Annotated in this window: 11 protein-coding genes; all 11 read right to left on the minus strand. The window is 45.8% G+C overall.

What is annotated here, in order from left to right:
• Positions 1-9 precede the first annotated feature (9 nt).
• Positions 10-2,175, minus strand: a complete 2,166-nt coding sequence (locus IEY13_RS20415) for a glycoside hydrolase family 3 C-terminal domain-containing protein (protein WP_188955687.1) — start codon at positions 2,173-2,175, stop codon at positions 10-12.
• A gap of 79 nt (positions 2,176-2,254) precedes the next feature.
• Positions 2,255-3,784 carry a RagB/SusD family nutrient uptake outer membrane protein gene (locus IEY13_RS20420; protein WP_188955689.1) on the minus strand — a complete coding sequence of 510 codons (1,530 nt, stop codon included), beginning with the start codon at positions 3,782-3,784 and terminating at the stop codon, positions 2,255-2,257.
• A 24-nt stretch (positions 3,785-3,808) separates the two neighbouring features.
• Positions 3,809-7,141 carry a TonB-dependent receptor gene (locus IEY13_RS20425; RefSeq protein ID WP_188955691.1) on the minus strand — a complete coding sequence of 1,111 codons (3,333 nt, stop codon included), beginning with the start codon at positions 7,139-7,141 and terminating at the stop codon, positions 3,809-3,811.
• Between the two features lie 267 nt (positions 7,142-7,408).
• Positions 7,409-8,515 (minus strand): FecR family protein, encoded by a 1,107-nt coding sequence (locus IEY13_RS20430; RefSeq protein ID WP_188955693.1) that lies wholly within the window; start codon positions 8,513-8,515, stop codon positions 7,409-7,411.
• Between the two features lie 81 nt (positions 8,516-8,596).
• Positions 8,597-9,181 (minus strand): RNA polymerase sigma-70 factor, encoded by a 585-nt coding sequence (locus tag IEY13_RS20435; protein WP_188955695.1) that lies wholly within the window; start codon positions 9,179-9,181, stop codon positions 8,597-8,599.
• Between the two features lie 234 nt (positions 9,182-9,415).
• Positions 9,416-10,717, minus strand: a complete 1,302-nt coding sequence (locus tag IEY13_RS20440; protein WP_188955698.1) for an alkaline phosphatase family protein — start codon at positions 10,715-10,717, stop codon at positions 9,416-9,418.
• A gap of 1 nt (position 10,718) precedes the next feature.
• Positions 10,719-12,491: a RagB/SusD family nutrient uptake outer membrane protein gene (locus IEY13_RS20445; RefSeq protein ID WP_188955700.1), complete on the minus strand. Its 1,773-nt coding sequence runs from the start codon at positions 12,489-12,491 to the stop codon at positions 10,719-10,721.
• Between the two features lie 24 nt (positions 12,492-12,515).
• Positions 12,516-15,788, minus strand: coding sequence for a SusC/RagA family TonB-linked outer membrane protein (locus IEY13_RS20450; protein WP_188955702.1), 3,273 nt, complete (start codon positions 15,786-15,788; stop codon positions 12,516-12,518).
• A gap of 78 nt (positions 15,789-15,866) precedes the next feature.
• Positions 15,867-16,937 carry a FecR family protein gene (locus IEY13_RS20455; RefSeq protein ID WP_188955704.1) on the minus strand — a complete coding sequence of 357 codons (1,071 nt, stop codon included), beginning with the start codon at positions 16,935-16,937 and terminating at the stop codon, positions 15,867-15,869.
• 69 nt (positions 16,938-17,006) lie between these two features.
• Positions 17,007-17,576, minus strand: a complete 570-nt coding sequence (locus IEY13_RS20460) for an RNA polymerase sigma factor (protein WP_308421181.1) — start codon at positions 17,574-17,576, stop codon at positions 17,007-17,009.
• Between the two features lie 173 nt (positions 17,577-17,749).
• Positions 17,750-18,730 carry a glycerophosphodiester phosphodiesterase family protein gene (locus IEY13_RS20465; protein ID WP_229687935.1) on the minus strand — a complete coding sequence of 327 codons (981 nt, stop codon included), beginning with the start codon at positions 18,728-18,730 and terminating at the stop codon, positions 17,750-17,752.
• Positions 18,731-18,779: the final 49 nt, after the last annotated feature.

Genomic DNA, 18,779 nt, shown 5'->3' on the forward strand with positions numbered 1-18,779 from the left:
AACCCTGTTTTACAAGTTTATTTTACCAGCCAGCTGTGTGGTTCTGGAAGAACTGCCAACCATAATATCAAACACACCTGGTTCTAACACCCATGCGTTTTTGTTATCATCATAATAGCTGAAAGCATCTTCTTTCAATGCAATAGTTACCTTCTTTTCCTCACCTGGCTGTAAGGCTATTTTCTGAAAGCCTTTCAACTCTTTATACGGGCGGGGTAATGCAGATACTTCCTGGCGCACATAAAGCTGTGCAACTTCTGCCCCGGCTACTTTACCGGTGTTTTTAACCGTGAAGCTTACGGTAGCACCTTTACCGCTTTTGGTAACGGTAAGGTTACCAAAGGCAAAACTGGTGTAAGATAAACCATGGCCAAAGGCAAACTGTGGCTCTACCTGCTTCGTATCAAAATAGCGGTAGCCTACGTAAATATCATCAGTATAATACATATTAATGCTATCCTTTGCATACATACCCAGTTTTTCAGCAGGGCCATCTTCCAGCTTTTTAGGAAAGGTCATAGGCAGTTTACCAGAAGGGTTTACCTGCCCTAACAGAATTTTTGCCAGCGCAGTGCCGCCTTCTGTACCCGGATACCAGGCTTGTACTATAGCGGGTGTACCAGCAGCCCACTGCGATACATCAATGGCACCACCACCCATTAATACCACCACGGTTTTTGGGTTGGCCTCCAGTACTGCCTTAATCAGTTCATCCTGTCCAAAAGGCATTTTCATATCGGGCTTATCTACATCTTCCGCATCATAAGCATTATCTGCCCACACATTGTAATCATACCCATGGGTCCACCCACCTACCACAATAGCCACATCCGCTTTGCGTGCAGCTTCTGCGGCCTCCTGTATCAGGGCTGCATCTGCCTGGGCGCCACGGTATATATTGTATCCTTTGCTGTAAGTAATATTCAGCTGGTTCCCTGCCACATTTTTCAGGCCCTGTAAAGGTGTTATTTCATAAAATGCCCTTACCTGCGAGCTGCCACCGCCCATACTTTGTTTACGGTCGGCATTATAACCAATTACTGCTACAGATTTTACGGCATTGGTAAGTGGTAATGTTTTGTTGTCGTTCTTCAATAATACAATACCTTCTTCTGCAATTTTTTCCGCAGTCTGCTGATGTGCTTTAGTGTTATACGCGCCTTTTTTACGCTGTCCGTCAACTACATTGGTTTTGTACATCACATATAAAATGCGGCGCACTTTTTCATCAATTACCGTTTCAGCCACCCTGCCACTTTTTACCAGGGCCACTACGGTATCGCCTAAAAAGAACTTTGTATAATCCGGTTTAGGCAGCATGCTTAAATCAGTACCCATTTCCAGGTCACAACCATAATACAATGCTTCCACCGTATTATGTACCGCACCCCAGTCGCTCATCACCAGCCCTTTAAAACCCCATTCTTTTTTCAGCACCTGGTTTATCAGATAATCGTTATGCGTGCAATACTGGCCGCGGAATTTATTATAAGCCCCCATCAATGTGTTTACGCCTCCTTCCTGAACAGCGGCTTTAAAACCGGGCAGGTATATTTCGCGCAGCGCACGCTCGCTCATCAGCACATTTACAAAGTTTCTGCGTGTTTCTATGCTGTTGGCCGCATAGTGTTTTACGCAGGCAGATACCCCCTGATCCTGTACCCCTTTTATATATCCTACCACAAGCCTGGATACCAGATAAGGATCCTCGCTCTGGTATTCAAAATTGCGGCCGTTTAAAGGTGAACGGATGATGTTAATACCCGGGCCCAGAATAACGTCTTTACCCCTATAAGCCGCTTCACTGCCCAGCACACTACCAAAGTCATAACCCAGTTGCGGGTTCCAGGTAGCAGCCAGGCAAACACCCACTGGCAAATAGGTTCCGGAATCGGCCGAGGGAGTGGCATCGCCCCAGTAACGGCCCTGCTCACGGCGCACGCCGTGTGGCCCGTCAGACATTACCAGTTCACGTATACCCAGGCGGGATACACCCGGCGAAGTAAAACCTGAATTGGCGTGAATCATGGCTACCTTTTCTTCAAGGGTCAGCTTCTTTAATGTATTAGCAACTTTTGCGTTGATAGCAGCCTCGCCAGAGGTTTGCGCACCGGCGGCAGTAACTACCAGCGAGGCAACCAGTGCAGGCAATAACCGGATGGTTCTGTAGAACATGGATCTGTGTTTAGTAATATGGCAAAAAAATGAGGTATGGCGTTCCGCATTCACAAACACACCATACCTCTGCATAAAATTAATAAAGATCATTCTGTTTTAAACCAGCAGTTTTTACATCCTGATCGGGAATAGGCAACAACTCGTGTTTACCTTTTCTAAAGCCCAGCGCTTTCAGTTCCTGATCGGCCAGATCCCACCGTACCAGATCAATAAAGCGGAAGCCCTCAAAAGCCAGTTCCAGTTGACGTTCTGTAACGATGGCGCTGAACAGTGCCGGACCCGAAGGTGTAATAGAACCCAGGCCAGACCGGTTTCTCACTCTATTCAGATAAGTTTGGCTGGTGCCTTCAGCCCCGGCGCGGTATTGCGCTTCTGCCGCCATCAGCAGCACATCGGCATAACGGATCAGCCGCCAGTTGGTGCCGTAATTTAATTCGGGAATAGCGCTACCGGAAGAATTGGCCTGATTGGAAAAGGAGCCGTATTTGCGCTGAAAATAGCCTTCATAATCATACGCATCCGGCGCAGTCCAGTTACCCCCCGCTGCTTTCAGTTCTGTGGTAGACATAACGCTGGCTACTCTTCTGAAAGAATCGTTGGCAGCTTTATAGGCATCATATAGTTTTTTCTTAGGCAGATTAAAACCCCAGCCAGAAAGCAGGGAATCGCCGGGCGCTTTGGTATAATAATCGGCACGTGGCCCCATCAGCTGAATATGAATATTACTTTCCGGACGGGCACCCCAGGGAAAGTTACCCCAGTCATACGCCTGTGCCCCATCGTACGATAGCTCAAAAAGAGATTCTATTCCAAACTCGCCCGCTTTGGAAAATACACTGGCAACAGAGGGTGCCAGATCATACTCCTTAGAGTTTATCACCAGTTCAAACTGTGCAGCCGCTTCTGTCCATTTTTTCTGGTACAGATAAGCTTTACCCAACACCGCCTGTGCCATGCCTTTGGAAGCACGGAAACGGTCGCCGGCAGCATATCCGCTTTTTACAGGTAATACGGGTATTGCTTCCTGTAAATCTTTTACAATCTGTGCGTACACAAGGTCTTTTGCTGAACGGGTTACTTTGGTATACTCAGCCGGTGCTATATCGGTTAATACCAGCGGCACATCTCCCCACAGAGAAACCAGATCCAGATAATTATAAGCACGTAATGTTTTGGCTTCCGCAATCAACCTTTTCCGCAGGTCGTTATCCGGTGTAACCTTGGCAATTACTTTGTTAGCCCGGTAAATGGTGTAATAACACATACGCCAGGTCCAGTACACCTTTTCATTCTGGCTGTCGTGCCTGAATTTATCCAGATCCTGATAGCCGGGCTGATCGCCAGGCCCCGAACCGGCAGCATTACTTTCATCACTCAGCATCAGCTTTACCATATACAGGCTACCCCATACGGTATTGTAATCCGTCTGCATCATATCATACACACCGGTAGTGGCCTGTATGGCATCTGCATCAGTTTTGTAAAACTCATCTTCAGGTAATATGCCGTTCACCGGCTGTTCCAGAAATTTGTTGCAACCAGCTGCGGCAACCAACGCAGAAAATCCGGCAGCTACCATCGCTTTCTTTATAATTAAGTTTTTCATTTCTCTTTGTTTAAAAAATTTCAATTAAAAGCTTAATGTAAGGCCCACCATTGCTTTTCTGGGAATAGGATATACACCTCTGTCAATACCCAGGCTGTTGTTATCATTACTGCCTGCTTCGGGGTCCAGACCCGGATAATTGGTAAAGGTGAAAAAGTCATCCAGTGAAACATAAATGCGCACATTGTGAATAGAAGCACGGTCTGCCAGCGACTTTGGCAGGGTATAGCCCAGCTGCAACTGACGCACGCGGGCATAGGAACCTTTGAAAACCATTTTGTCGCTGTTGTACACGTATACACTGCTGGTGTTAGGTGCAAACCAGGTATTGGTGCTGCCCTCTCCTGTCCAGCGCCTGTCGTAAAAAAATACCGGCTTGTTGGCAGTAGGGCGGTCTGTACGGTTAAAGCCCATCAGAATATCATTGCCATGCTGGCCCTGTAAAAAGGCAATTACATCAAAGCCTTTATACGCCAGGTTTACACGAAAACCATATACAAATTTTGGAAGCGGGCTGCCCATATAAGTCTGGTCTGCAGGGCTTATCTGCTTATCGCCGTTATAATCCAGCACAATCGGCTCTCCGGGTTTGGGCGTATAACCTGTAATACCGGTTTTATTCAGGTAATCATTAATCTGTGCCTGATTCTGGAATGTACCGTCTGTTTTATAACCATTAAAGAACCATATCGGATAACCAGGCTTAAATATAGAAGCAGTCCAGCCCGTACCTACACCGGCACCATTAATCTGGTTTACAAAACGGTTAATAGATAATACTTCATTATGAATGGTAGACAGGTTACCACCTACTTCGTAGCGGAAGCCATTGTTGCGGCCGCCTTTGTAGCTTACATCAAACTCCCAGCCTCTGTTCAGCACATCTCCACTGTTTACCAGGTTCAGCGTATTACCGGCAAACAACGGGGTAATGCCGCCACCAGGTGTAATCAGGTTCTTGGTTTTCTTGTTATAGTAATCTACTGTAACGTTCAGCTTATTGTCCAGAAAAGCCAGGTCCAGTCCAAAGTCAGCCTGCTGACTTATTTCCCAGGTAAGATCCGGGTTTGGCAGGTTGGTAGGTGCTGCACCAATCAAATAAGTACCCAAAGCATTGGCGTAGCCGGGAGGCGATGTGGAAATAGAATTCTGCCATTTTCCAGGACCTACGTTTAAACTGCTGCCATTACGGCCCCAGCTGGCACGCAGCTTGGCGTAACTAACCACATCAGCTATACCTCCATAAAAACTTTCGTTAGATATTACCCAACCCGCAGAAAAGAACGGGAAGGTGGCCCATTTATGGCCGGCTGCAAAGTCAGAAGAAGCATCTCTTCTTACCAGTGCCTGTAACAGATACCTGCCCCTGTAATCATAACTTACCCTGCCATAAAAAGAAGCCTGGGTAGTAATGGTAGCACTGCTTCCGATTCTGTCCTGTACATCCGGCGCATTATCACCATAAGAAAAGCCATCTGTTTCGCGGAACAGGCCGGAGTAAGAACCGCCTACATAATTCCAGGTTACCTTGCGCATACTTGTACCACCCAGCAGGCTTACGTTGTGGTTGCCAAACTTACGGGTATAGGTAGCAAAGTTTTCCCACTGCCAGGTAAACCAGTTATCCTGCTTATCGGCACCACCGGCCAGTGTATTCAACTTTTCGGTAGAAAACCAGAAAGTAGGCGTCCAGCTGTGCTGCTTCTGAAAAGCGGCATCAATACCATAGCGGGAGGTAAACACCAGGTCTTTCACAGGCTCAATATTTACATAAACATTACCCACTACCTTATTCTGGGTAACACTACTATGTGTATTCTGCAGCATCGCCAAAGGGTTACCGTATTCACCGAAAATATAATCAGAAAGACCATAATAACGGCCGGAAGGATCTTTTATCAAGGTATTGCCTGCGGCCAGTGCATCCAGACCGCGCTGATTAGGAGCACCAGGATACACAACAGGTGTAAGCGGATCAAGCACAATAGCACTGCTTAACACAGAGCCAAACTCATCATCTTCCGCAATACCGTTTCTTTTAAAGTTGGCGTAAGAAAGTCGTTCACCAATGGTAAGCCAGGGCTTTACCTTGTTTTCTGTATTTACCCTTACCGTGTAACGGTCAAAGCGTGCTTTGTCGCCCCCTATAATACCATTCTGCGTAAAATAGGTACCATCAATCAGGTAAGTACTTTTATCTGAACCACCGCTAAAACCCAGTGTATGTCGCATCAGCGGTGCATTCTTAAACACTTCATCCATCCAGCGGGTACCTTCGCCTGCGGCAGCGGCCGCCGCCGCTGTAGGGGCGCCTGATGTACCGGCAGCAGTCAGGTACTCCTGATATTGCTTCGCATTCATCATCTCCATTCTTTTACCTACCGACTGGCGGGCATACTGCATGTTATAAGTAACTTCAGAAGAATTCTTTTTACCGGTTTTGGTAGTAATGATAATTACGCCATTGGCACCATCCATACCATAAATAGCGGCAGAGGCATCTTTCAGCACATCTACGCTGGCAATTTCAGAGGGGTCAAGATATTCAATACCACCAGCCCTTACCCCATCAATAATATACAGCGGATCGCCGGAGCCATTGGTACCTACGCCACGGATATTAATTTTAATAGCACTACCTGGTGAGCCGGAAGCAGGCACCACTGCCACACCCGGCGTTCTGCCCTGCAAAGCCTGATCTATACGGCCGGCAGAAGTGGTGGCAATTACATCTGATTTTACAGAAGATACTGCTGCTGTTACACTGCTTCTGCGCTGAGAACCATAACCAATTACCACAATCTCATCCAGGCCAGCTACCGCATCTTTCAGGGTTACAGCAAATTCAGCTTTTCCCTGTAAGGCATATTCTATCATCTGGTAGTTCAGGGCCTTCACCTCAAGCACCGCCGTAGCTGCATCATTCACGTTCAGGCTTACCCAGCCCTCCGCATTGGTAACAGCACCATTTGCCGTACCCTTCTCTACCACAGAAACACCCTGTACAGGTTGTCCCTTGCTATCCAGTATACGGCCCTTCACCTTATCTTTTCTGGATTCGGCAGACATAATTACAATTACATGCTCGTCTATAATTTTATACGACAGCGATGTGTTAGCCAGTATCTTATCCAGTACTTTGCTTATCTGCTCGTCTTTAATATCCAGATCAATTACCCTATCGGCAGGTAACGATTCGTTGTTAAATAAAAAGCGATAATCTGTTTTTTGTTCTATTTCCAGTAACACCTTATTCAGCGGCATTTTTTTTACCTTAAGGCTTACGGTGTTCTGGGAGTGGAGTTTAGCAGACGCATTTAAACAAAAAACCAGTGTTAGTAATACAGTCAACTTCATAAGCACAGTTATTTTCCACAACATGCTTTTCCTGGAAAAAGCACATTCCAGTTCATTTTTTTTCATAATTTAGTTTTGATTACGGTTTAGACAATAGAGGTCACATCCCTCCTTCCAAAAAGAGCGTGGCCTTTATAAACTGTTTTCAAAACGGGGAATGTTGACGCATTTCCCGTTTCTGTTTGCATAGTGTTATAACTACGTAGAGGTACTCATAGCAATCGTTTGTGGTTTTATAGAATAATCAATATGGCGTATCAGAAAAGCTTATTCAATCACAATAGTGTTTTTATTCTTGTCCAGAGTGTAATGAAAGGGATAGGATAGCTTCAATATTTCAAGCGCTTCACTTACTGTTTCATGATAAAAAGAACCGGTAAAATGCTTTTGCAATAAAGCACTGTCTTTACAGTTAAAGCTTACATTATACCAACGCTCCATATCCTTCGCCAGCTCTTCAAAGCTTTTGTTCCGGAATATCAGTTTGTTTTTTATCCAGGCAGTTTCGGGTATAGTACTGTCAGCAGGCGACTGGCCGGTTACTTTAGAAAAAGAAATCAGTGGTTCTTCCTGGCTGCGTAACGGCGCCTGTGTAACGGCAATCTCTGGCTTTTCCTGTATTTCTGTTTTCAGCATTTCGCCGTTCATTACAGAAATTTTTTCGTTGGGCTTCAGGTACAACCTGTCAGAAGGCCTGCCTTTAAAAGACACTTCTATCAACCCCCTTATCAGCGCGGCTTCTGTGCGTTTATCGTCAGGATAAGCTCTTACATTAAAAGCAGTACCCAGCACTTTTATGTCCAGTTCGTTGGCGTGGATGATAAACGGATGTTCCGCATCTTTGGCTACATCAAAAAAAGCTTCCCCTGATAAATGTATCTCGCGCAGTTCTTTGCCGTAAGCATCGTTATATATCAGCTGGCTGCCGCTATTCAGCCATACCTGCGTTCCATCAGGCAATTCTATTTTAGACTTTGATCCGTTTTTGGTAGAAACAATATTCTGCTTGGGTGCAGCCGGGCAATGATAATAATTCCATAACCATATGCTGCCTGTTACTACTGCTGTTAAACAGGCGGCAGCAGCGGTATACAGTACCAGCTTACGTACTATACCAGAACGTTTGCGAGGTAACACTTCCGGCACCGCTGTTTCAAAAAGCCGGTTGCTTAATGCATTCCAACGTTCTGTTACATATTCTTCCTGTACATATGCATTTTCCAGCGGTATGTTCCATATAGCATCTACCTTGTCCAGTGTTTGCTGCGCATCAGCATCTGCCTTCAACAAAGCATTCAGCTCTATCAGTTCCGAAGGGGATATTTCTCCGGCTTTTTTTTTGGCAATAAGCGCTGCTAAATGGTTTTGCGTCATATAAAACTACCTGCTATAACATAAGGCAGTTTTTTTAAGCGCTTCCCCCAAAAGAATGTGAATATTTTTTGAAATTATTTTTTACTGGCGGCGTAAACGGGTAATGGGCAGCAGGTGGGCAGACTGGACAGCGAGTTTTTGCAACGCAATAGTCATCTGATTTTCAACTGTTTTGGCTGTAATATTCAGTAACTCCGCTACCTCTTTATAACGCAGGCCTTCTTCTTTTACCAGGCGAAAAATAAGGCGACATTTGGGCGGCAGGGAGTTAATCATATGCTCAATTTCGCGCAAAACCTGTTCAGAAATCATCAGATCTTCCGGTGTACGGTTAAAATGCAGCGCTTCTTCTTCCAGGTCATCAATGGAAAAACTAAAACCTTTACGCCTGTTCTTTTCCAGGCAATTAATTGCCCCGTGTTTGGCAGCCACGTACAAATAATAATTAAGATTCTTAATGGCGGGCAACATTTTACGGTTCTCCCACAGTTTTACAAACACGTCTTCCACCACTTCCTCTGCCAGCATTCTGTTCTTCATATAAGATTCTGCAAAGGACAGTAAGCCTGGAAAGAAATGCCGGAACAACTCCTGAAACGCAGACTGATCGTCGTTTTCAGCTACGTTAACGGCAGCCCTTGTCAGTTTTTCGGATAGCATGTGCATGACGTGAAGAAATGGCAATAATCGTTTAATGGCACTACCAAATTAAAAAGAAAAAGAGAATAGCGAAATATTTTTTCAGATATGCACTAATAAAGATTGTTGCAAAACCGTTTTTAAACAGGTGTTCCACTGACACTAATAAAAAGTTTCCTGATGGTTTTAAAACTGGTAACTGCATAAAAAACAATGGCCACAGAAAAATCTGCGGCCATGAAGAAACTGTTTTTCTTTATACTACTCAAATAAACCATCCGGCACTTTCCCTTCCGCTGTAGGGAAAGAAATCTGAAGCGCCCTGGCTACAATAGGGGCAATATCACGCAGATTCATTTCTTGTATAACACCTCCGGCTTTTACGCCGGGGGCTACTACCAGAAAGCCCGTACGTATTTCTCTGAAATCAGGAAAGTAACCATGGGTGCCGCCTTTACCTGGTTTAACAGCAGCCTCTTCCGGTTTACCACCAAAAGCAGCGTTCTGTTCTGCAGTAAGTGCCAGCACCACTTCAGGGTTAGCTTTTGCTTTATCCAGCTGCTTTCTGTCAATCATTCTTATATAACGCTTACTGCTATCTGGCAGGTTTGCCAATATCTTTTTTACAGCGTTCAACGTTTTATGGTCACCCGGCTGTTTCAGATATAGCCAGGCAGAACCGCCGGAATAATAAAACTGCGCTTTCCAGTCGCCATGTTCCCGGTCGTTCAGCAGCCCCGCCTGTTTCAGCCAGGCATTGGGGTTTACCGTGGTATGTACATCTACAAAACCATGGTCGCCGGTTACAATCAGCATAGAGCTATCCCATATACCTTTCTTCACCAGTGCTTCCCGTACAATAGCAACGGCTTCGTCTGCATCTGCAATAGCTTCCTTTACCATTTCGCCATTGCGGCCCTGCACATGCTCAGCATGGTCTACCGAAAACAGGTGCATGTTCATATAAGCAGGTGCATCTTTCTCAATAATCCAGGCAGCAATGCGTGCCGTGTTCTGGTCTTTACCAGCGCTTACTTTATCTCCGTTAAACACATCCTTCTTAACCGTTTCAATAAAACCGGCTGGTTTGGTATACGCATCCCGTACGGCCTCTCCCCTGCCACCAATATCCGGTATATTATAATCCACCGGCGCACCGGCAGATACCGGCCAGTACAGAGAAGCTACTTTCATGCCTCTGTTGTGCAACACACTCCATAAGGTAGGCACCTGAATAGAAGAGTCTTTCCAGTAATTCCCTTTTCCCTTACCGGTTTCATCATACAAATCGTTATAGTAAATACCATGCGTAGCAGGTTGCACACCGGTTACAATTGCTGTATGCGAAGGATAGGTCATGGAAGGGAACACACTGTTTACCCCTTTTGCATGTGTACCCTCCTGCATCATAGCGCGTAAATGGGGAGTATTCCAACCTGGCTCCAGATAAAAATCGGGTCGAAAGCCATCTATGGTAATTAATACCACATGCTTTATCTTTTGCTGGGCAAATACCGCAGGTACACATAACCATGTACATGCGGCAATGAGTAAATGCTTCATATTAATTCCAGTCGGGGTTTTGTCCAAGTTTCGGATTCAGTTGCAGATCAGCGTACGGAATCGGATAAATATATTTATAATCAGCCCACTCACGCACACCGTTATTCAACCACAACAGTTCACCGGAAGTGCCGTTGGTTAAACGTTGCGGATCGGCCGAAACGTTGATGTAAGTAATGGTTTTATCCTGGTTGGCAGGCGCAGTAGTGTAAAAATACACATCCATTTTGCCATCTCCATTCAAATCCATCGGCGTATCCAGGGCAGGTATATACATACCATTCCAGGTTTGCTTCAGCAGTTCGCCATGCTTCCAGCGTATCAGGTCAGCAAAACGAAAACCTTCCAGCGTAAGCTCAATACCCCGCTCCCTTCTTATTTCCATAATTACCGGGTTGGTAATATCCGTATAATAATTCTCTTTCAGGTAGGTATCCACTACCGTAGGTAACGCGTTCAAACCACCCGTAATACCAGCCCGGCTGCGCAGCGCGCCTATGGTTGTCGTCCAGTCACTGGCAGTAATTACCCCCAGCTCTGCCTGCGCTTCTGCATAGTTCAGCAGCATTTCGGCATAACGCATCAGCGCCACGGAGTTAATGTTTAAAGCACCCGCATCGTAATACATATCGTCCAAACACCATTTAATAGGCTGGTAGCCGGTATAAGTATAAGAAAACACTGGCGGCGCAGCAACGGCAGTACCGCTGTTAATACGCTTGTAATCGCCGGTTCTGATGGTTTGCTGCAAACGCAGGTCACGGCCCTTCACTTCATCCACAAATACCTTTGTTTTATATCCGGCCTCGCTGGTAAACGGCGTTCCATCCAGTTTCAGATAAGTATTAATAAACGTACGGGTAAAGCTGAAACGCGGGCCGTAAGTGGCGCTGGTAAAATACCAGTTAGCATCGTTGTATTTAGCCAGTGAAGTGCTGGTAACGTTTGCCAGCATTATTTCTGCCGCAACAGGTGCAGTGCTTATAAACAGGTTTCTGTAACTCATATTACCGGCTGAGGTATTGAGCGAGAACCTGCCGCTTTCCATTACCTGCTTTGCCGCATCTGCCGCTGCCTGTAAAAATTTAGTAGCGGTAGACTGCAGTTCCCACTTAGTCTGGTACTTACGGAAAGTGCCTTCAAACAAACAGATGCGCGATTTATAACCCAGCACCACCCATTTGGTAATCAGGCTGCGGGTTTGATCGTCTGTTACCGTAAGGTGCGATGCTGCATAATCCAGATCGGCCACTACAGAATCCATGATAAGCGTACGCGGGTCGCGGCCTTTATACAAAGCGCTGTCGTTTACGGCCAACGGGGTGTTGTACCAGGGTACATTACCAAAGCGCTTTACTTTTTCAAAGTAGAAGTAGGCACGAAAAAAACGGGCCAGTCCTATGTAATTTTCTCTAACCGCCTGCGAAACAGCGGGGTTGTTACAGTTTACAATAAAGTAGTTGATATTACGCAGGTCTGTCCATGTCCAGCCCGTACTCTGGCGGGAAGAAAAGGAGCCGGGGTACAGATAATCCGGCACAGAGGTAACCGCACCATAATCAGACAAATTACAGTCTGTCCGGAATGGGGTATTAATATCGGGCAGCATGTTGTAAAAGGAATTGGTATACAACTTTAAACCATCCTCACTGCCAAACACGGCATTTTTATCGGCAGTGCTTACAGGCGTCTGCTCCAGGTTTTTAGTACAGGCAGTAAACAGCAACCCTGCAAGGGCTACCAGTAAAGCCGGCTGTTTTATAGTAATGCGCATAAACTGTTTTTACTGTTGAATCAATTAAAAGGTAACAGACATACCAATGGATACACTTTTCAGAATAGGATAGTTATTACCGTTACCGCTGTTGGAAGTGGTAAGAATAGCATCTGATTTACCAATACCTTCCACATCCATTGCTTTGGTATGTTTATACAGCGGTGATACAGAGAAAAGATTTTCACCAGATACATAAATACGTGCGGCATTCAGGTGCGCTTTGGAAATAAGGCTGTGCGGCAGGTTATAACCAATCTGTGCATTCTTCAGCCGCAGATAGCGTACATTCTGAATGTACTTAGACTGGGCATTCCATAATTCGCCCGAACCGTTCTGCGCCACATATCCCCTGTAACGCGGAAAGTAAGCATTAGGGTTACTTTCCGACCAGATATTATCAATCTGTGAATGAAACAGGTACTGGTAAGGTCTGTTATACTGGCCCCAGAAAATAGCAGCTTCTGAACCGGGCCACCAATCCTGCCTGCCCACACCCTGAAAAAACAGATTTACAAAAAAGCCACTGTATTCACCACCCAGGGTAACACCATAGGAATAACGTGGAGTGGAGTTACCTATAATGGTTCTGTCACCCGGCTTGTAAATCGTATTGTCGCCATTGTTAACTACACCGTTGCCATCCAGATCTTTAAACTTCAGATCGCCCGGCAGCCAGTTACCGCCGTTAGAAGGTTTAAACAGCGGCTGAAACGCTTTGGCTTTGGTAAGATCATCTTTACTGGTCCAGTACCCATCATTCACATAACCCCATATTTCACCCAGCTTCTGGCCCGCGTAATAATAGTCAGAACTTAATGATCCGGTAGCGTTGTTAAACTTATCAACCGTAGCCGTATAATCGCTCACCCATGCACCAACGTTATAATGGAAGGGTTTACCTGCAACAGTAAACTCATCTTTCCAGGCAATAGAAACCTCCCAGCCTTTGGTGGTCATATCTGCATAGTTACCCTTGGGTACGGTAGCACCAAATACAGCCGGCAGTGTTTGCCCTACGGTAAACATATCTTTGGTTTTACGTTGATAAATATCACCGGTAAACGTAAGGCGGCTGCTCAGGAATACAAGGTCTAAACCCAGATCGGCAGTGGTGGCTGTTTCCCAGGTAAGCCCATCGGGCAGTACACCCGGCACAGAAGTAGTCTGTGGCAGTACTCCATTTAATACACGGCCCGACTGGGCAATGCTGAATTTATCCTGATAAGCATAGGCGGCTATATTACCGTTACCCAGCGAACCATAAGAACCTCTTATTTTAACATCAGATACTATACGGGGCGATACATGCCAGAAGTTTTCTTTCGATACCCGCCATCCTGCAGAAGCAGAGGGGAAAAAGCCATAGCGCTGATTGGAAGGGAACTTGGAAGAACCATCATAGCGGCCATTCACCTCCAGCAGGTAACGATCTTTAAACGCATAGTTTAAGCGGTAAAAACCACCCAGTATAGCCCACTTCTCGTACCCACCGGCTGTAGAAAAGCTTTGCCCCAACGCCAGGTTAAGATCGGTAGCGCCGCTGTAGATTAAACCGTTGCGGGTGGTTTTGTAACCATTGTAAACACTCTGCTCGTAGTTATAACCCGCCAACGCTTTAAAATAATGATCGTGGCCAAAGTTGTTTTCATACTCCGCATAAATGTTGGTGGCCAGGTAATTGGTCTGATCTCTCGAAACCGTAATATCATTATAGCTGGTACCCACATAAGCAATTACACCTGGTGTAACGCTGTACGGCACGGGTACACGTATCTGCGTTTGGTTAGCGCTGGTGTTCTGAAAAGTAAGATCACCTTTTACACGCAGGTTATTCTTAAACACTTTGGCTACAAAACCAGCCGTGTTTTTAATTACCTGATCGGTAAGGTTAACGCCGTTTTTGCCATATACAAAATCACCTACCGTATAAGCAGCTGAAAAAGTAAGGGTGCCATCGGGGTTAAACAGCATGGAAGAAGGGTGCCCTTCTGCGCCCATGTTAGCCCAGATGCTGCCACCCTCACCCACGTTCAGCGGGTTGTGGTAAAAACGGCTGGTGAACTGTGTGGTATTATATATCTGTAACCAGGGAGCTACCTGAATAGTTCCTTTAGCCATGAGGTTATACATATGATAGTCATCGCTGTTATAACGGAACAAACCATTCTGATTGTAATAGCGGCCGGTTACATAAAAGCTGGTTTTGCCGCTGCTGCCAGATACAGACAAATTCTGATCTACCGCGCCCAGTTTCTTTTTATACAACAGATCAAACCAGTTGGTATTGCCATAGTATACATAGTTGCCGTTGGCACCAATTTCTGTTTTAGGCAGGGAGGGATCTGCATCGCGGCGTTTATACTCTTCCAGATAAGCGGCAGAAAACGTTTGTGTTTTGTTGATATTTTGTGCGGTTTGCGAATAATCGTTCCAGCCACTCCAGGCCTCACTGAAATATTTGGCATACGTGTATCCGTTTGAAACAATATCCGGCACTACGGTAGGCTGTTTGCTGGCATAGTTGGCAGAATAGGTAATGGAAACTTTATCTTTTCCGGGTGTTTTAGTGGTAATAAGCACCACACCATAGGCAGCTCTTGCACCATAGATGGCAGCAGAAGAGGCATCTTTCAGCACGGTTACCGAAGCAATATCGTTGGGGTTTAACAAACTGGGATCGCCCTGTACCCCATCAATCAGCACCAGCGCATTACCACCCTGGCCAATAGAAGTGTTACCCCGTACGTTAAACACCGGGCTCTGAATAGGCTTACCATCACCCATTACCAGGTTCAGGTTAGGAATTACGCCCTGCAAACCCTGGCTGGCGTTAGATAAGGTACGGTTATCCAGCACATCGCCTTTTACCTGCGCCACTGCACCGGTAAGGTTTTCGCGCTTTTGGGTACCATACCCCACCACCACCACATCGGTAAGGTTACCGGCCTGGGTGTTAAGCTTTAAAGTAAGCAGCACAGTAGCATCGGGTTTTAACTGATAACCACCCAGCGACTGCTGCTCGTAACCAATAGCAGATACGCTGAAGGAATAAGGCCCGCCTGCCGGTAGTTTTTTAAAGTTAAACACGCCCATACTGTCGCTTACAGCACCGGCAACAAATTGTGTTTTTGTATTTTTTAAAGAAATAGTAGCGCCCGGCAAAGGATCGCCCTTTTCGTTGCGTACCACGCCGGATACGCTGCTGCTCTGCTGGGCAAACAGTATTGCCGGCAGCGATAAAAAAACCGCCAGCCACAGCATCAGCTGGCGTTTCAGTAGTCTTCTGTGCATCATATGTATGTAGTATATAGTTCAGGCAATAGAAGTCCGCCCGCTGCTTTTACAGCGTTTTTACACTTCTGTTCTTGTCTTTTAACGGGATTTTCCGGTGATGATATAAGTATTGCCCTTATGTTGAATCTGCAGCTCTTTCAAAAGGACTATATTATTCAGTATCGTTTCTATTGAATCTGTTTTTTCAAAACTTCCTATAAAATACACGTTTTTCAAATCTGCTCCTTTATAATCAATCTGTACACTATACAACTGTTCCAGCGTTGCAAACACATCTTTTAAAGGCTGGTTGCGGAAGCTATAACCACTTCCGGTAATGTTTACGGGCGAAAGATCAATGGTATCTTCTTCCATCAGTTGTTGCCTGTGATTTACTTTATCTGCCGGCGTTTTTAACAGCTTTGCTATGCTGCTGCTTTTGTTAAACACCAGCGACTGGCCCGGCTTCAGGTATACCGGTTGTTGCCACTCTCCTGTTGGCGTTACCGGCTTTACCATTACCTTTCCTTCATACAGCGTTACCGTAATACTCATACTGTCTTCCTTTACATTAAACTCAGTACCCAGCACTGTAGTAGCCACGTTACCCGCATATACTGTAAAAGCACGCAACCTGTTGCCCGCTACCTTGTAGCGTATATTACCACACATGTGCACTTCACGTACACTCTCATCTGCCTGCCGCTGAAAACGTATTACCGCTCCGGGCTGTAACTGTGCCACTGCATCTTCCTGCAAACGCAACTGCATTACACGGCCGTAAGTGTTGGTTCGCAACTCCCACTTTTTTGGCTTTTGTGCAGCAGCGGCTGATAATGCTGCATGCTGTTGAGCCTGCTGTTGCTGCCATACTTTACCGCACACCACCATAAGTACTGCTGCCGCCGCGGCAATGCCCGCTGTGCGCAGCCAGCGCATGCGTACGGCGCGCACTACTGTGCTGCCGCGTATACCCTGTAACATACTTACATACTCTTCCGCAGTAAGCGGTTGCGGCGCCTCCTCCCACTCCTGTTCAAACCAGGCATCCAGCACGTGCGGATATTCATACAGATAATCTGATACTGCTGTGGCTTCTTCAGCTGTGCAGGTACGCTTAAAAAACCTTTCCAATAACTCCTCCGATATGTCCATCCGCTGCTTTGTCATGTAGTACATAAAGAGTACGCCGGTTGCGTACGTTTACCCCTGTTGGAAACAATTTGTTAACATAGTGCGCTATAACGCCTGTTCCAGCACCAGAAAAAGAAGAAAGGGAACAGAGAGTGTGGTGGTAGTACGCAGTTCGTTCAAAGCCTTGGTAATATGGTCTTCCACAGTTTTCACCGATATAGAAAGCAGAGCGGCTATTTCTTTGTTGGAGTACCCATTCAGCATTTTCAGCTGTAATATTTTTTTACGTGTTGGAGGCAGTTGTTTCAGGCTGGCCATAACATAGTCTTTTCCTTCAAACAAAGAACTGCTCATTTCAGCCATGGCTTCTGCTTTCTGCAGCATTGCCTCCTTCGGTTTGGCCGCCCGCGCCTCACCCCGTATATAATCAATAAGGGTATATTTAGCCATTACAAACAGCTGCTTGTCTATGGAATGAGAAAGAGAAAGCGTGTGGCGCGATTGCCATAGTTTAATATAGGTAAGCTGCGATAACTCTTTAGATAGTTCGCGGTTATTCTGTGTCCGTTTCATGAAAAAGCCAAACACTTTTCCGTGCAACTGATCAAAGACCATGGAAAATGCGTTTGAATCACCATTCTTAACAGCCTCAATAATCTCCATTGTGCATTGCATTTGAATTACGGATACAGCAGGGTACGTATTAGCAATTCAATGGCAAATAATCATTCAAAGGCCAAAACTACAACGGGTATTTATTTTGCCAGGATTAACAAATTGTAAAGGAAATAAAAACGGCCATCTCCAGGGGGAACAGAGATGGCCGTTACATAATTATCAGTGAAAACTTATGGACGCTGATAATTGCCAAACAACCCAATAAGCTTATCGGGGTAATCGGAAATAATACCATCTACACCATAGGTAGCCATCTGTTTCATATCTTCTTCTTTATTCACTGTCCAGGGCAACACGGTTACATGATTGGTATGTGCCGCTTTAACCAGCTCTGGCGTTACCAGCGAAAAATAAGGGCTGTAAGTAGTAGGGTAAAAGCCCAGTTTGTTAATCTGGGTTTCAAAACTATCCTGCCCATACACCAGCAGGGAGGTTTGCATAGCCGGATAGTGTTTATGTAAAATCTGCAGCGTGCGCACATCAAACGACTGAATAATCACCCTGTTTTGTATCCCCTTTTCCTTCAACACTTCCATCACCAGCTTTACAAACTCGTCTGGCGCCGGATGAAATACGTTGTCGTACTGCGGCATACACTTGGTTTCCATATTATAACATACCGGCTTCAGGTGGTTGGCTTTTACGTACGCCTCCACACTATCTATCAGTTCTGACAGCAAAGGCTTATACGTTTTTACATGCGCCTGCTGCTGATGAACCGGGTGCGGTTTAACACCTGCCTGATAGCTGCGTACGCTATCGTAAGGCATTTTATAAATGGCAAGCCCCTTTTCCTCTTCCTTGCTAATGGGCGAGCCATCTGGTTTCAGCATAATATCGGCACTCATATACGGGTCGTGCGAAACCACTACTTTTTTGTCGGCCGTAATACTGCAATCCAGCTCCAGCGTTTTCACACCCAGCTTTACTGCGTTTAACATAGAAGCTACCGTATTCTCCGGCATCAGTCCGGTGCCTCCACGATGCGCCTGTACATCAATAGCCGGTTCTTTCATCAGGTGAATTCTATTGTTGTGGCGGCTGGATAAAGTGTCGCCACCAAGGGGTGCTGCCATAGCCACATTGCCAATGTAAGTAACAAGTGTTACAGGCAACAACATTTTTACTAATTGCGTGCTAGTATATATCATCGGTTTTGATTTATTCCTACCGTACAGACCTGATTGATCTGACAGCACA

Source organism: Filimonas zeae, assembly GCF_014641615.1.
Lineage (GTDB): Bacteria > Bacteroidota > Bacteroidia > Chitinophagales > Chitinophagaceae > Filimonas > Filimonas zeae.

What these genes read in the sequence shown, in the direction of transcription:
- IEY13_RS20460 (WP_308421181.1), bottom strand. Translation starts at nt 17,576, where the DNA reads ATGCAATGCACAATGGAGATTATTGAGGCTGTTAAGAATGGTGATTCA.
- IEY13_RS20450 (WP_188955702.1), bottom strand. Translation starts at nt 15,788, where the DNA reads ATGATGCACAGAAGACTACTGAAACGCCAGCTGATGCTGTGGCTGGCG.
- IEY13_RS20435 (WP_188955695.1), bottom strand. Translation starts at nt 9,181, where the DNA reads ATGCACATGCTATCCGAAAAACTGACAAGGGCTGCCGTTAACGTAGCT.
- IEY13_RS20430 (WP_188955693.1), bottom strand. Translation starts at nt 8,515, where the DNA reads ATGACGCAAAACCATTTAGCAGCGCTTATTGCCAAAAAAAAAGCCGGA.
- IEY13_RS20420 (WP_188955689.1), bottom strand. Translation starts at nt 3,784, where the DNA reads ATGAAAAACTTAATTATAAAGAAAGCGATGGTAGCTGCCGGATTTTCT.
- IEY13_RS20465 (WP_229687935.1), bottom strand. Translation starts at nt 18,730, where the DNA reads ATGATATATACTAGCACGCAATTAGTAAAAATGTTGTTGCCTGTAACA.
- IEY13_RS20415 (WP_188955687.1), bottom strand. Translation starts at nt 2,175, where the DNA reads ATGTTCTACAGAACCATCCGGTTATTGCCTGCACTGGTTGCCTCGCTG.
- IEY13_RS20445 (WP_188955700.1), bottom strand. Translation starts at nt 12,491, where the DNA reads ATGCGCATTACTATAAAACAGCCGGCTTTACTGGTAGCCCTTGCAGGG.
- IEY13_RS20455 (WP_188955704.1), bottom strand. Translation starts at nt 16,937, where the DNA reads ATGACAAAGCAGCGGATGGACATATCGGAGGAGTTATTGGAAAGGTTT.
- IEY13_RS20425 (WP_188955691.1), bottom strand. Translation starts at nt 7,141, where the DNA reads ATGAAGTTGACTGTATTACTAACACTGGTTTTTTGTTTAAATGCGTCT.
- IEY13_RS20440 (WP_188955698.1), bottom strand. Translation starts at nt 10,717, where the DNA reads ATGAAGCATTTACTCATTGCCGCATGTACATGGTTATGTGTACCTGCG.